This is a genomic window from Herbaspirillum sp. VT-16-41 (genome assembly GCF_001994935.1).
GTDB classification, from domain to species: Bacteria; Pseudomonadota; Gammaproteobacteria; order Burkholderiales; family Burkholderiaceae_D; genus Herbaspirillum; species Herbaspirillum frisingense.
This window is the reverse complement of sequence record NZ_MUXB01000099.1, coordinates 136,657-152,111: the sequence shown is the minus strand read 5'-3', so window position 1 is coordinate 152,111 and position 15,455 is coordinate 136,657. Positions and strand designations below refer to the sequence as shown.

At 58.2% G+C, this 15,455-nt stretch carries 10 protein-coding genes; 6 read left to right on the top strand and 4 right to left on the bottom strand.

Annotation, left to right across the window (positions count from 1 at the left end; genetic code table 11):
* The first annotated feature begins 33 nt into the window (after nt 1–33).
* The 6 genes from BTM36_RS09115 to tssA all read left to right on the top strand — a co-directional run bounded on the left by BTM36_RS09115 (nt 34) and on the right by tssA (nt 7,996).
* On the top strand, nt 34–525 hold the full coding sequence (locus tag BTM36_RS09115; protein WP_006461625.1) for a type VI secretion system tube protein Hcp: 492 nt from the start codon (nt 34–36) through the stop codon (nt 523–525).
* Between the two features lie 138 nt (nt 526–663).
* Nucleotides 664–1,152, top strand: a complete 489-nt coding sequence (gene tssE / locus BTM36_RS09110) for a type VI secretion system baseplate subunit TssE (protein ID WP_006461626.1) — start codon at nt 664–666, stop codon at nt 1,150–1,152.
* Nucleotides 1,153–2,997, top strand: a complete 1,845-nt coding sequence (gene tssF, locus BTM36_RS09105; protein WP_077236015.1) for a type VI secretion system baseplate subunit TssF — start codon at nt 1,153–1,155, stop codon at nt 2,995–2,997.
* A complete protein-coding gene (tssG, locus tag BTM36_RS09100; RefSeq protein WP_077236014.1) occupies nt 2,961–4,049 on the top strand; it encodes a type VI secretion system baseplate subunit TssG in 1,089 nt (362 codons plus the stop codon). The genes tssF and tssG overlap by 37 nt, the downstream gene beginning before the upstream one ends.
* Before the next feature lie 63 nt (nt 4,050–4,112).
* A complete protein-coding gene (gene tssH / locus BTM36_RS09095; RefSeq protein ID WP_077236013.1) occupies nt 4,113–6,788 on the top strand; it encodes a type VI secretion system ATPase TssH in 2,676 nt (891 codons plus the stop codon).
* Nucleotides 6,789–6,868: 80 nt separating this feature from the next.
* On the top strand, nt 6,869–7,996 hold the full coding sequence (gene tssA, locus BTM36_RS09090; protein ID WP_077236012.1) for a type VI secretion system protein TssA: 1,128 nt from the start codon (nt 6,869–6,871) through the stop codon (nt 7,994–7,996).
* An 81-nt stretch (nt 7,997–8,077) separates the two neighbouring features.
* On the opposite strand, the gene BTM36_RS09085 is transcribed toward tssA, so the two are convergent.
* The 4 genes from BTM36_RS09085 to BTM36_RS09070 all read right to left on the bottom strand — a co-directional run bounded on the left by BTM36_RS09085 (nt 8,078) and on the right by BTM36_RS09070 (nt 15,354).
* Complete coding sequence (locus tag BTM36_RS09085; protein ID WP_077236011.1) at nt 8,078–8,884, bottom strand: OmpA family protein; 807 nt, start codon at nt 8,882–8,884, stop codon at nt 8,078–8,080.
* Between the two features lie 3 nt (nt 8,885–8,887).
* On the bottom strand, nt 8,888–9,874 hold the full coding sequence (gene tagF / locus BTM36_RS09080) for a type VI secretion system-associated protein TagF (RefSeq protein ID WP_006461632.1): 987 nt from the start codon (nt 9,872–9,874) through the stop codon (nt 8,888–8,890).
* Entirely contained in the window at nt 9,874–13,752 is a 3,879-nt protein-coding gene (gene tssM / locus BTM36_RS09075) for a type VI secretion system membrane subunit TssM (protein WP_077236010.1), read from the bottom strand. Before tssM ends, tagF begins: the two co-directional genes overlap by 1 nt.
* A 762-nt stretch (nt 13,753–14,514) precedes the next feature.
* Entirely contained in the window at nt 14,515–15,354 is an 840-nt protein-coding gene (locus BTM36_RS09070) for a M15 family metallopeptidase (protein ID WP_077236009.1), read from the bottom strand.
* Between the last annotated feature and the right edge of the window lie 101 nt (nt 15,355–15,455).

Sequence of the window (15,455 nt, the reverse complement as noted above, 5' to 3'; positions counted from 1 at the left end):
TATTTTTCCTCCCTCATATTTACAGGATGAGTTATGGCAATTGACGTTTATCTGCAAATCGATGGCATCAAGGGTGAATCCACTGATGACCTGCACAAGGACTGGATCGAATGCAAGACCGTAGACTGGGAAGTTCTGCAGCCGAAGTCTGCGACGGCATCGACCGGCGGCGGCCATACTGCGGAGCGCTGCGAGCACAAGGACATCGTGCTCACCAAGGTCGCCGATCTGGCGTCGCCGCTGCTGCTGCAAAATTCTTCGTCGGGCAAGACCATTGCAAAGGCCAAGTTCGAATTCATGCGTGCCGATGGCAAGGGCGAGCGCGTGCGCTACTTCGAAATCGAACTGACCAACGTCATGATCAGCAGCGTGAAGCCCTCCATCGAGGCGGGTGAGATCCTTGGCGAAAGGGTTGGTTTGAAGTATTCCTCCGTGAAGTGGAAGTACACGCAACAGAAAAAGGATGGTGGTGCTGCTGGTAACACCTCGGGCGGTTGGGACCTCGCGACCAACAAGGTCATCTGATTCCATCCAGACGAAATGAACTGTAGGTAAAAAGAACAGGATTTCGCCTGTCCCTATGACATCCGCCTGACTTTCAGGCGGATGTCCCTTTTTTTAACACATGGCGTTCGACGAACTTTTTAAATTGGGTAAGCGCAAATGAAGGGTTTTGCACCGAGTCTGTTCGACAAACTGATGAATGACGGGGCGAGGTCTACGATCAGTCCAGTAGTCACCCGATTTTCGATGGAAGAACTCAAGGATGCCGTTGCGCGCGATCTTGAAGCCATGCTCAATACGCGTTCGGTTATTTCTGACGAGCTATTGGATAGCTATCCGGAATGCAGCCAGTCCATTCTTGCCTACGGTCTAAGTGATTTCGCCGGCTTGAGCCTGGCCAGCATGGATGATCGCATGGCTATCTGCCAGGCCCTGCAGCAATCCATATCACGGCACGAACCCAGATTGCAAAATGTACTCGCCAATCTGGAAATACAGGAGGGGTCCATCAATCGGCTCAACTTCGCCATCAGCGCTTTATTGGTCGTCAATGCTGCGCGAGAGGCGGTCAATTTCGACGCAGTGCTGCAGCCATCTACGCTGCAATACTCGATCAGCAAGGCGCGGCCAAGCCGCATTGGAGTGTAAGTGCAGGATTTGCTTCCCTATTACGAACGAGAACTGAGCTTCCTGAGACGCTATTCGCGTGATTTTTCAGAGCGCTATCCCAAGATCGCCGGCGGGCTGCTGATGGCCGGCGAGGTATGCGAAGACCCGCATATCGAGCGCATGATACAGTCCTACGCACTGCTCAACGCGCGCGTGTCAAAGCGCCTTGACGATGACTATCCGGAGTTTACCGAGGCACTGTTCGAGGTCCTGTATCCTCACTACTTGCGCCCGTTTCCGTCCTGCTCGATTGCGCGCATGGACTATCTCGCCTCGGCAGATCAGCTCACTGCGACCACACAAATCCCCCGAGGCAGCTTGTTGGCGAGCGGCCAGGTCAAGGGTATCGTCTGCAGATTCAGGACTGCCTATGATGTGTCGATAGCGCCGATCCGTCTGTCTCAGGTGACCTTCGCGCCCATTATCGACGCCCCGGAGGCCGTGATGTTGCAGCCCGGGATCAGCTCCTCGCTGTCGCTCACCTTCGAAACCATCGCAGATAACGTGGCCTTTACGTCCCTCGGATTGGCCTCGTTAAGATTGTTCATAGATGGAGAGGCTTCATTCTGCGCGGCATTACGCGACAGCCTTTTCATGCGTACCGAGGCTGCCTGGGTCGAAGCATCCGGGAACGGTCGGTGGATCGCGCTGCGCCAACCGCCGCTGGCAGAGGTAGGTTTTGCCGAGGAGGATGCGCTCATCGATTTTCCCGCCCAATCGCACCCCGCATATCGACTGCTGACGGAGTATTTTGCCCTTCCTGAGAAATTCAACTTCTTCGATCTCGATCTCAATCCCGTTTTCGCGGTACTTCCCTCCGATGTCAGGCGATTTACCATACATTTCGGGCTGTCGGGCTTGCGCGCAGACTCGCACATTGCGCGACAACTGGGTAGCATCAGCAATTCCAACATCTTGCTGGGCTGTACGCCGGTGATCAATCTGTTCCCCCAGGCCGGCGACCCGATCAGATTGACACATGCCGGTGCCTATCATCCTGTACTGGTCGACGGACGCCACTCGTTCGGATACCAGGTACATTCAATCAATTCTGTACAGCTCATCAGGCAAACTCCGCAGGGTGAATCGTTCACGCAATTCCGGCCCTTCTATTCCTTGCGTCATGGGCAATCTCCTGAGCACGATGGGCATTACTGGGTAATGCGACGGGACGAATTGGTTGCGCTGAAAAGTCCGGGCCACGAAACCGAGATTTCCATCGTCGATATCGACTTCGATCCCGCCAAGGTCGAGACGGATACGATCAGTCTTGAGCTGACCTGTTCCAATCGGGATCTTCCTGCCTCGTTGACCTATGGTCTCCCCGGCGGGGACTTGAGCATGGAAGGCGGTGGCGTAATACGAAAGGTCGCTCTGCTGCGTAAGCCGACCCATCCCTTACGGTTCAAACGTGGCAGAGGCGCCCAGTGGCGGCTCATTTCCCATCTGTCGCTCAATCATCTCTCCTTGATGCAGGGCGGGCTGGAAGCTTTTCAGGAAATGTTGATGCTCTATGACCAATCCAATTCACCTATTTCACAACGCCAGATCAGCGCCATTTCAGCGATTGAACACAAGGCTGCCGCGGCATGGCTGCCAGGCAACCCGTTTGCAAGTCTGGTGCGTGGTATCGAGATCAGGTTGACGGTGGATGAGGATGGCTTCGTCGGTAGCGGCTTACATGCATTTGCAGGCCTCATCGATCGCTTCATGGGGCTATATGTCCAGGCCAACAGCTTTTCCAAATTGACCGTGCTATCAAAAAGAACAGGGGAGGAATTGCTGAGATGCAGCCCACGCAGCGGAGATTTGAACCTAGCGTGATCGAGAGGATATTCTCCACTCCTCATCGCTTTCAGTTTTTTCAGGCAGTGCGCATGATCGAACTCTGGTTCAAGCGCAATGGCGTGCCACATGAACGAGCAGTATGCGACTTCCTGCGGTTCGCCAATCGTACCTTGCTCGCGTTTCCTGCCAGTGAGATAGAGCATATCGAGACCTATCCGCCACGAAATGGCGTACCGTGCTCGGCGGATGAGTTGAGGAAGTCCTTTCTCAATGGCGAGCTGAAGTATGTCCAGATCACGCCGACATTCATGGGTTTTCTGGGCGGTAATGGGTCTCTGCCAGCACATTACACGGAGCGCGTCGCACGACATCTGCTGGAGCAGCGCGACGAAGGACCGCGCGCCTTTCTCGATACGTTTTCCTCGCGATCACTAGCCTTGTTCTATCAGGCGTGGTGCAAGTACCGGGTGGCCTTCCAGTACGAGGCCGGGCGCCGCGATACCTTCCTGCCATTATTGCTGTCGGTGGCCGGGCTGGGCTTCCGTTCATTACACCATCGGCTGTATAGCAGCGATGGTAAAGGGGTGCGAGACGAATCGTTGGCGCACTTCGCTGGGGCCCTGCGGCATCGTCCGGCATCGGCGTTTTATATGCAGCGGGTACTGGCCGACTATTTCTCGGTTCCTTTGGAAGTCATGCAATTTGCGGGAGACTGGTACCACGTTCCGCGAGAGCACCAGACCATCCTCGGATCGACCAACTCCTTGCTCGGCAAGGCAATGGCAGGCGAGCGGGTCTGGCAACGCGACTTGCGCATGCGGCTGTCTATCGGACCGTTACAGATAGAGAAATTTGAACAGTTCCTACCCGGAGGCGGGGGCGCGCTGGCGCTATCACGGCTGCTTGGTCTGTTTACCGGCGCTGCGCTGGAATACGAGATCCAACTGATCCTGCTTGCGCGGGATGTACGTGGCGTCACCCTAGGTAGCACTGGCAATGGCGGTCGCCTAGGCTGGGATGCATTCATTTCCACAGAACCGGAAACACAGGATCGCGCCGATATCCAGTACGAGGTCACCTTGCATTGACCGTGTGGGTGAGAAGAAAAAATTCAGGCCGCACCGCGGTCAACATGACAAGGAAAAAGCAGAATGGGCATCAATCTGAAATCGCTGATCGGCAAACTGAACGAAACCAGCCGCATGGCTACTGAGCGTGCTGCCACGCTGTGCATGTCACGCGGGCAGTACGAAGTCGACTTGGAGCACTTGTTCCTCGCCTTGCTGGAACAGCCGCAATCCGACTTCAGTCTGATTGCTCACCACAGCGGGGTCAGTAGCGATAGCCTGCAGACTGATCTTGAGCATGAGATCGCCAGCTTCAAGAACGGCAATACGCGCACGCCAGTCCTGTCCCCCCACTTGCAGACGCTGTTCGAGCATGGGTGGCTGATCGCCTCGCTGGAAGGCAGCAATCCGCAGATCCGCAGCGGACATCTCTTGCTTGCCCTGCTGACCCATAGCGAGCTATCACAGCTAGCCTATCGAGGCTCACGGCTATTCGCCCATTTCAAGGTTGAACAGATCAAGCATGACCTGCGCAAGCTGACGGTGGGGTCGGTTGAGTCTACTGTAGGTATTGAGTATTGCGCAGCGCCTGAAGATAGTGGACTCTCACAGGGTGATCCTGTCGGTGAAATGCAGGTGGGGTCCAGTGGAAAGACGGCAGTGCTCGATCAATACACCATCAATCTGACGCAGCTTGCCCGTCTTGGAAATATTGATCCGGTGGTGGGGCGCGATGCCGAGATCCGGCAGGCAGTCGACATCCTGCTGCGTCGCAGACAGAACAACCCGATTCTCACCGGGGAAGCCGGTGTCGGCAAGACTGCGGTGGTCGAGGGGCTGGCCCTGAGCATTGTCCATGGCGACGTACCGCAGGCTCTTCAAGGTGTTGAGATCCACACTCTGGACATGGGCTTGCTGCAGGCCGGTGCCAGCGTCAAAGGCGAATTCGAGAGCCGCCTCAAGAACGTGATCGATGCAGTAAAGAGAAGCCCGCATCCCATTATTCTCTTCATCGACGAGGCCCATACCATGATCGGAGCGGGTGGACAGGCTGGCCAGAACGATGCCGCCAATCTGCTCAAGCCGGCCCTGGCACGTGGCGAGTTGCGTACCATCGCTGCGACGACCTGGAGTGAGTACAAGAAGTATTTCGAGAAGGACGCCGCTCTGGCGCGGCGCTTCCAGGTGATCAAGGTCGAAGAGCCCAATGAGGAAACAGCCTGTGCCATGCTGCGGGCGATGGTGCCCTTGATGGAGAAGCATTTCGGCGTACGCATTTATGACGAGGCAGTCAAGGAGGCCGTGCGACTTTCTCACCGTTACATCACCGGTCGGCAACTCCCGGACAAGGCGGTGAGCGTGCTTGATACGGCCTGTGCCAGGGTTGCGCTGGGACAGAACGCCACGCCGCCATCGCTGGGGGGGATGAATCGACGACTGGAAGAGATCGACGCCGAAGTGCTCGCCCTGGAACGCGAGGCGGCCATTAATATCGCCCATGAGGCGAGATTGACCCAGTTGAATCGACAGCGGGTGGAAACGCTGGCCCATCTGGAGGTGTTGAAGGCCCGTTGGCAGCGGGAACGTGAGCTCAATGAACGCATACAGAGTCTTCGCGCCACGCTGGAGACACAGGCACAGGCAGATAGTCCGGACCAGGATCCCGCCCAGGCGCGCGCCGAGCTGCGACAGTTAATGGATGAACTCAGGCTGTATCAGGGTGAGACGCCGTTGCTGCCCGTGCAGGTCGACGGCCAGATCGTGGCGGAGATCGTCGCCGGCTGGACTGGCATCCCGCTGGGCAAGATGGTCAAGGACGAGATCAAGACCGTACTCGGTCTGGATGCCTTGCTTCAGGAGCGCGTGCTTGGTCAGCGACATGCGACCGACGCCGTGGCTCAGCGGGTCCGCACCTCCCGGGCCAATCTGGATGATCCTGGCAAGCCGAAGGGCGTCTTTCTCTTTGTTGGTCCTTCCGGGGTAGGCAAGACCGAGACTGCCCTGACGCTGGCTGACGTGCTGTATGGCGGCGAACGCAAGCTCATCACCATCAACATGAGCGAGTATCAGGAGGCGCATACGGTCTCGGGACTCAAGGGCTCGCCTCCCGGCTATGTGGGTTACGGCGAGGGTGGCGTGCTGACCGAAGCGGTACGTCGCAACCCTTACAGCGTGGTCTTGCTTGATGAAGTGGAGAAGGCCCATCCGGACGTGCTGGAACTCTTCTTCCAGGTCTTCGATAAGGGTGTACTGGACGACGGTGAGGGGCGTCAGATCGACTTCAGGAACTGCATCATCATTCTGACCAGCAATGTCGCCTCTGCACAGTTGATGCAGGCTTGCCTGAACAAGGTCAGCGACGAGCTGCCCACTCCTGATGAACTTGACGCCCTGATCCGGCCGCAGTTGGTCAGGGCCTTCAAGCCAGCCTTCCTCGGGCGGCTGAAGGTGATTCCGTATTACCCGATCGCTGATGACATATTGGTGAAGATCATCGAGCTCAAGCTCTCGCGCATCGCCAAGCGCATTGAAGCGAATCACAAGGCTGAATTCGTCTACGACAAGACCCTTGTGGATGCGGTGCTGGCCCGTTGTACGGAGGTCGATTCCGGCGCGCGCAATGTGGACAATATCCTTAACGGCAGCCTGCTGCCCGAGATCGCTGGGAGCGTGCTGGCACGCATGGCCGAAGCGCAGGGCATCAGTCGTATCAAGGTGTCGGCCAGCAAGAAAGGCGTTTTCAAGTACGTCATCCAGTAAGCGCTACGGGACACGCACCAGCGCGGTTCAGGCGTCCCCGATCAGAAACCAAGCAGATACCGACCATCAACCTGGCCCTCATGAAAATGCCGATTCTCAACTCCTTAGGGGGAGACACCCCTGCCACTGTCGCCATCGTCCATTTGCTCAAGCCCATCAATGACAAGCAACCAGGTGGGGAGGACCTTTCCTTCAGTGCTGATCTGGACGTCATCGTTGAGGCGCGGCGCTTCGATGATCCCACCCTTGACCAAGGTGAATGGGTTACCGATATCAAGGAAGCCGACTGGGCGTTTGTCGAACAGCGATGCGCGCAGTTGATCGAAACGCGCAGCAAGGATCTGCGTCTGGTGGTGTGGTACTGCGAGGCGGCTTGCAAGACGCGGGCAATGCGTGGACTGGGTGATGGTTTCCTTCTTCTGGCCGGTCTGTTCGACCAGTACTGGGATCATCTCTATCCTCCCTCGGAGGATGGAGATCATGACCTGCGCATCGGTAACCTGACGTGGCTCATCTCGCGTACGGTCCAGATGGCACGCGAGATCCCGCTGACGGAGGGTCGGGGAACAGCTTTTTCCCTGCTGGACTTCGAAGCAGCACGCTCTCGCGCCGCCAACGCGGAACGGGTTGCAACAGAGGGCGGAAGGCCGGAAGAGGGCGTCAAGCTGGCTACGATGGATGCTGCTCGTAAGCGCAGTTCGCATGCATTCTACGAAGCCATGATGGCCGATGGCCTGTATTGTCTGCAATCTCTTGCTCAGCTGGAGAAGTCTGTGGATGAGCGCCTGGGCCTCGATGGTCCCGGTTTTTCAGCGGCACGCGAGGCATTGACTCAGGTACATGAAACCCTGATCCGCTTTGCCGCCGATACCGGTCTGCGCTCGGCAGCATCCAGTGAGACGCGACTGAAGGACGAAGCCGGCACGCCGATGCTTGCGTCACGACAGGAAACTAACGTCCATGCCAATGCGCAGCCGGGCCACAGTGGACCCCTACGCAACCGGGCAGAGGCGATTGCGCAGTTGCGTGCCGTAGCGGAATTTTTCCGGCGCACGGAACCTCACAGTCCCGTCACGCATCTAGCCGACAAGGCGGCACAGTGGGGAGAGATGCCCCTGCATGCGTGGCTCAAGACCGTCATCAAGGACAATGCGGCGCTGTCACATGTGGAAGAACTGCTGGGACTGCAGGCGCCCACGGTCGAATGATTTGTGCGTCACGGGTAGCGGCGAAATGAATAGCGGAACTGGTTCACCAGTTCCGCTTTTTTACGGTCACCGAGAGCTGCGCTACTTTGCAATACGGAATTCGATGCGGCGATTCCTGGCGCGACCTTCGGCGGTGAGATTGGACGCGACCGGGCGATCCGGACCTTGTCCCGATGTGCTCAGCAGACGTTCGTCCACGCCCTTGCCGCTGAGGTAACTCTTGACAGTCTCTGCGCGCGCCATCGAGAGCGATATGTTGCTGGCGCGCAGGCCTTCGTTGTCGGTATTGCCGACAATTTCTACTCGGCGTCCCTTGAGCGTGAGCAGCGTGGCAGCGATCTCATCCAGAATGCGCTTGCCTTCTGGCGTCAAGGCAGCCTGCCCGCTTTCGAAGGACACCACGCGATTGCCCAGGGATGTATCCAATACCCCCTGTTCGGAGACCGGCACGCGTAGCGCGTTATTGATCGTATAGGTCGAGTTGAGGCTGGTGGTCATGGCGCTGGCGATATTCTGGCGCTGGGCTTCGTTGGCGACTTCGCCGGAAATGCTCACCGTAGTGCCGTCGATCTTCAGTTGCCCCCGACTGACCGACGTGAGATTGAAGGAAATCAGTCGTTGTACGTGAGTGTTCCAGTTGGCCGGCAATACGACCTGTCCGATGGCGATCTGGTCTACCACGCGTTCCGCACCGTAGATTTCCCGCAGCCGTGCCAGGGCTGCGGACTTGCTGGCCTCATCCGGGACCGTGCCGGTGACCAGAACCTGCCCGGGAGCGGGTGTGGCAACCGGTGGCGCGATGTTCTGTGCGTGACCCCAACCGGTGATCAGGAATGCTGCCCCCAGCAGCGCGATGCGTGGGGCGAATTGCGGAAGAGAAGTTTTCATGATTCAGGCACCAATGAAGGCTTGATGGAAAGAGCCCATGACCGACTTCAACGACAGGTCGGGATGAGTCAGGTAGCTGGACAGTTTCTGGATGCCGGGGCCGCTGTACACATGCTCTTCGACCCAGTCTGCCTTGTCGAAGGCAATGTTGTGCTCCGCGCCTGACCCGCTGTCGATGACCGCGTGCAGTGTGCGCGGGGAGGCTCCGGAAAATCCCAGAAACATGCATGGTTTCCCACGCAGACTGGTCTGAAATAGCAGCAATTCGAAATCGGCGCGCGACAGAAAGGGTGTCAGCAGATGCATCCAGAAACTGGTCACCAGACCACGATAGAGCGGGTCGTGCGGTAGTGGCAGGATGAGGCTCTTGTCCAGGCGGCTTGAAGTACTCGTCATCACAGGATGTAACAGCAGACCCAGAGCCAGGAGCAGGTGGCGCAGGTCGCCCTGGAATCCTGCGTGCTGCAACAGCTGCCCCAGCGACGCCAAGGTCTGTAGTTCCAGGAAATCCGTAAAGATGGCGCTATACCCGGTGCGGTCGATATCCAGCTCAAGTTCGGCCGCAGTAAGCGCCTGCAGCGGTGGGCCCGGGTCGGACGCATCCAGTACGTCGTCGGTCAGCATTTCCAGGCGTGACCAGAGCCGTGACAGGATCATCGCACTGTGATTGACGAAGGCAATCGGGTCGTCCACATCGAAGGTACTCATCGAGATAAACGGGAAGCGACGTTGCGACTGGTCCCCGCTGGCGCGCAGGTGGCCGGCGACGGCCCTGCGACTGCGCGGACCCATTACGACGAAATGCAGTGGTTTGAGCGCGTCATAGATATCCTTCCAGCGTGGATCGTTGGAAAGCAGCTCCATGGCTTGCGCCAGCCAGTTGTCGAGGAGCGTGATCAGTGCGGCATTGTCGGTGGCCTTGATGAAGTCTCCGCGCGCAGGAATCTTGCCGAAATAGCCGACCCGGATCGGTGTGCTGGTGCGGCTCATTATTTCATCCCCATGTCGATCTGCGAACGCTGCAGAAGTGTCGCCGGATCGCCCGTCATTGCGCCGGCCTGCTTGACCGGTGAGGAGGCAGAGGTCGCGCCGGAGTGAACGTCGGAACTGGATGGCGCGCTACCGACGATGATTTCCGGTAGTTTCAAACCACGCAGCGCTGCTGTTCCACGGGCAGCTCCATTGCCGCTGCCGGTGACCGCAGCGCTGCTGATGATCTTCAGATTGACCGCGACCGTCACTCCTTCACTGGTCCACGACAATTCAAAGATCCCGTTGTCCCTGCGCTTGCGCTGTGCGCTGTTGATCAGCCGTTCCAGCCCGAAGCGGCCAGGCTGATTCGCCAGTTCCACCGTACGGCCGTCATAGGTTACGGCCGTCACGCGTGCGCCGGGCGCGCCTTGCGGATTGGGCCAGATGAAGTTGGTCCATTGCGACTGGGTATTGCGGTAGCGCAGTTGCTGACCGTCGATCTCGATGGAGTATTCGAGCGCACCCGGTGCTGGTTGCGCCTGGATCTGGAATACAGTCTGGCCATCGCCGGCGCCGCCAGCAGCGCCCCCGCCGCCGGCGCTACCTGAGGTATTGATCCAGTCAGCGAAGCTGCCCGTGATGGTCGGCGAGAGGTTGATGCCCATGTCGGCCCACCTGCGTGGGGACAAGGCGTCGCCGCGTCGTACCACCAAGGGGCCCATCGCCGTGTTCACGAACTTTGCGATCGCGCCGTTCTCACCGAAGACCATACCGATCTCGCCGCTATTGGCTTCGATCTTGGATGCGGGGGAGAACGGATATTTGGCAGCCAGATTGTTCTGGAACGGTTCGTAGACCTGGGCACGCCAGATCTTGTTGACTTCTCCTTCGGTCGGAAGGATCAGCGCGTTGAAGCCCTGGATCAACGGGCGGACCAACAGGGGGCGCAGCACGGCCTTCTGCTGGTCGTTCAGGCCGGGCAGCATTTCTTCATCGACAAACTTGAGCGAATCGGACAGCTCGGAACCTGTACCTTCCAGCGTCTGCTGCATCAGCTGCTTGGCCCCCGGGCCGGTATCGCCCTGGTTCTTGATGGTATTGAGGCGGGTGCGCAACTTGGAGAGGTTATCCATGTAGCCGCTCATGTATGAGCCTCCCTTGTCCTTGCTGGCCACCAGGCGCGCCACCCCGGCAAATTCCTGGCCGACTGCCCCCATTGCGCCTGTGCCGTCACCATTGAGCTGGTTCGGCGTCGGCACGGCGATCGGCGTCGGTGAGCGACGCAGGATGTTTTCCTTGACCCACCCCGTCAAGCCATTGCTGACGGTGGCCACGCCGGCAGACACCATGGAAGGGTTGTCCCAGGAGGTTTCCTCGTAGACGGTTTTGATCACTTTGTTGATCGGTGAGGTGACGGGGTCACCAAGGCGGTTCATGGCATTGGTGGCATCGTCCAGGCTGCGCAGTTCGAGAATGCTCACGCCTTGCAGGAATTTCTGCCATTCACGCGCATACTCGGCCTTGTACTGCGTTACCAGGGCTTTCTGGATCTGTTCGGGACTGCCTTCCAATGTCAGGTCGTCCTTGGAGGATGTCTTCAATACCCAGTCGGCACTTTGCAATTCCCTGTTGGCAGCATCCTTGAACGCATCGCCGACGAATTTGTTCCAGGCGTTGCGGGTAAAGGTGCCGGAGACTGCGTAGCTGCCCATCACCAGCTCTCTGTCCTTGTCGCCCACGATACGCGCCACCGTCACAGAAGCGAAGCGGGTGGCGGCTCGGGCCTTCACGTCCGCGTAGACACGCTCGCGCGCCGGCATGCCGCGCACCACGCGACGCAGGTTTTCTCTCGTCTGGTCGACCAGGGTGAGCTTGTTTTCGACCGTCGGCCAAGAAGGATCGTTGATCTGGTCCAGCGAGAAACTGATGAGCCGTTCGGCATTGCGTATCATCTGCTCGCGCGGCATGGTCCCGCGATTGGCCTCCAGCCAGCCACGCCAGAAACGGGTGATCTGGTCGCTCAGGTGGCCGGATTCCGCACGTGGCTTGTCGGCCAGCATCAGATAGGTCTTCAGGGCGTTGTAGGCATCCTCCACGTTGGTGGCCGAGCTATCCTTGTAGGTGCGCAACGCCGGGGCGGACTGTGCGCTGGCGTCCGCGACTGCAGTCACGGCGCTTGCCTGCGCCGGACGCGACATGGGCTCCAGCTTTCCGGCGTTGGCATTCACTTCCATCAGGTAGGTTTCGATGTTGGAAGCGACCGGCTTGAGCATGATCTCCCTGATGCCGGCGAAATACTCTTCGCGTAGCTTGCGCTCCAGCAGATCGCCCTGGTATAGCCCCAATCCGACCGAAATCGGGCGGCTGCTGCGGTAATGTTCAAGCTGTTCGATGCGATCCTGCAGCAGTTCCAATGCCTCAAAGCGTGACTGTAGGTCAAGCCGGTTATCCTGGAGCTTGATCGCCTTGTCCATATCGGCCTGGACATTGATGAGCAGTTGTCGATTGCCCATATACGACCAGCTCCAGCCACCCAGCAGGGCACCCAGCAGGGTGACGGCACCGAAGAAGGTCACATAGCGCAGCCGGATCTTGTTGCGGCTGGTGTACTGCGACACCAGCTGCTTGTCAGCAAAGATCACCTGCTTGAACAGGTTATGAAGGAAGAAGCCATGCCTGGAGATGATCGCGCGCTCCGGCTTCTTCTCCAGCGTCAGTCCGAAACGTTCCGCGATGCGTTCGGATGAGGAGCTTACCGTCTCCCCTTCCTGCAGGGCACTGGTGAAGTAGAAGCCACGGAAGACCGGTTTGAACTGGAAAGGATTGTCTTCGAACAGTGTCGAGACGAAGGACCGCAGCGTACCCTTGATGGCAGAGAATTCCAGCGGGAACGTCAATACGCCAGGAGCCAGATTTTCACCGCGCCTGACGGACATGTTGGCCAGGCTCATTTCCTTGAGTCCGGCATACAGTTCATCAAAGCGCTCCGAGAAGAAGCTGGTGACATCCTGGCCGCCGCGCTGACGGTCATAGGTGAGGGTGGCGCCCCACACGCGATCGCGCTCGCTGCGTTCGGTATCGAGGAAGAATTCATTGAATCCCGTGATCAGGTCGGCCTTGGTGAAGACCACGTAGACCGGGGCAAAGACTTCCAGCTTCTCGGTCAGTTCCTGCACGCGCTGGCGTAGGTTCTTGGCCAGCGTGACCGAGAACTGCGGGTCATTGCCGGTCAGATCGGCGATGCTGACGGCGATGATGATCCCATTGATCGGGGCCTGCTTGCGATACTGCTTGAGCAAACCAAGGAAACTGAACCACTCCTTGCGGTCATCGTCGTAGACCGCGTAGCGGCCGGCCGTGTCCAGCAGGATGCCATCGGTAGTAAAGAACCAGTCGCAATTACGCGTCCCGCCTACGCCCTGAACAATTTTCCCGGCCGTGTCGGCAAACGGGAACTGGAGACCGGAGTTGGCGATGGCCGTACTCTTGCCGGCCGCCGGATTGCCGATCACCATGTACCAGGGCAGTTCGTATAGCGCCGCCGTACCCGATTTCTGGCCCAGCTTGGAAGTCTTGATGGTATTGATGGCCTCCAGCATGCGCTGGCGCAGGGCCGCGACATCGTCGCGCTGAACCTCGTCGCTGCTGGCGGGAGGTAACTGGGTCGCCTGCTTCTCCAGCGCGTCCTCCAGCTTGTTTGCCGCACGACGCACCTTTGCCCGTTTGAGCAGCCAGAAGGCCAGCCATACCAGCAGGCACACGCCGAGGATGAGAAGAACCCAGGCCAGATCAATCTCCAACTGATCGGCGGCTAGGAGGAGAAAGACGGCGAAGGCGACGAACCCGAGTATGAAGAGGGTGCGTTTATCGGTGAGGAAATGCCAGATTCGTTTCATGATGTTGGGGATTTCTGCTAGAGGTTTTTTGTCATGTGATCGCAGCGTTGAGCATCATCGGCTCGGCCCTCGTGGGAAGGCGTAAGACGGCGCGTACGTAGACGGCGGAGGCTGGCCCAGTTGCCTTTCGGTCCAATGGTCTGAGGAGATCTGGCAATCAGAACGCATCTCACACCCATTGATGATGCGAGTTACGGAAACGTTGTTCAGTTCTCTGGCGGATGACCTGCATCTATCCCGCGCGTGCGGATTCCGCGGAGATTCATCCGCGTCGGCGCGGCCATGCGAGCGGCGGGTGCCGGGCGTAGCCGATCGGTCCCGGAATTGCGCCGGAAGCAGGCTGATATCAATGAATGATGGAGTCGGCTGGAGCCGGTACAGGACGAGGTCTGCACCGGGCCCGGTGGCAAGGTAGCGGGTGGCGGATATCATCCCGGTGTCGGGAAAGCTTGCGCGGTTCAGGAGGGCGCATCTTGACCATGTAGGCATCAGTGTTCACGTTCTTGTTCTCTTATTGTTGTTATTGATCCCAGCCCCTGATGTGGGCGGTCTGTCCGCCCGATATGTGGTGTCTGCGCTAGCTGGCGCCGCGCAGTGCGTCGCAGCAGGAGGGCGGACGTCCGCACTTGCTGGCGCGCGCGCTGATGCCGCGGCTGCGTGCAGCCTGGTATCGTGTATGGATGATTGGCGTGTTCATGGTGTATCCCCCGTATTTCTTGCGATCTTTCATCGGGCTGCCTGGCACGTGACGATGGCAGCGATCTACCTTTTCATCACGCCCGGCATCCGGTATTCGGTATGGCCGAAATCCATCATTTTCCAGTTTCCTCCCCAGGTCAGCCCCACCGACCCGGCCACCTCGCCGTAGAGACGATAGCCTTCCATCGCCCACGGGTCCTTCTCGCTGATCACCAGCTTGCCGTTCCGAACGAAGGCACAGTCACCGGCGAGTCCGTACTGGTGATAACTCTGGAAGGCCGCCGCATTGGTGACGCTGCTTCCGAACCCCGCCAGCATGTTCTGTCGCTCGGGACTGCGATATCCCTCGATGAGCACCATCTCATAGCCATGCCTTTCCTTCATGATCTTGAAGACCAGTAGCAGGCGCTGCGCGTATTCGGCGTTAAGCAATTGCCAGTTGCGGCTGGCGTAGACCAGCATGGGTCGAACCTTGACGACTTCCGCGGTGGTAAACATGTCCGGCGGAAGCGGTGGAGGTGGTACGAGTTGCTCGCCTTTTAAAAGTTCCGCAATCTTGGAATTCGATGTCCGGTTGCTATCTTCAAAGCTGTCCAGCATAGGCTTGCCACTCAAGAGATATGCAATGACTGCTGGAGCGGTCAATAAGGCAACCATAGCGGATAGTAATTTGTAGTTTCTACTCGCATAGTTTATGCCCGCGTTGAGGGAGCTGCGCACGCCGATTTTGGTTCCTGAAACCACTTCTTCTCTCTTTGATTTCCAACGCCTCGATATCGTGGAGAAGCTGGCGAGGCAGCCCTGGATAATTCGTAAAGTCCGCATGCGGCCGGATGGAAAAAGTAGCAGCCACATCACGAATCCGGTGATGAGCAGATAGACAGTAATGAGGAAAAACAGCACGACGACGTCCCCTTTTTGTTGTGGTCAACGCATTGTCCTAGCGGTCGTGCGAAGCCAGCACACTTCTGGAATTGATCTGTTCTGGCCCAGAACAGAAAATC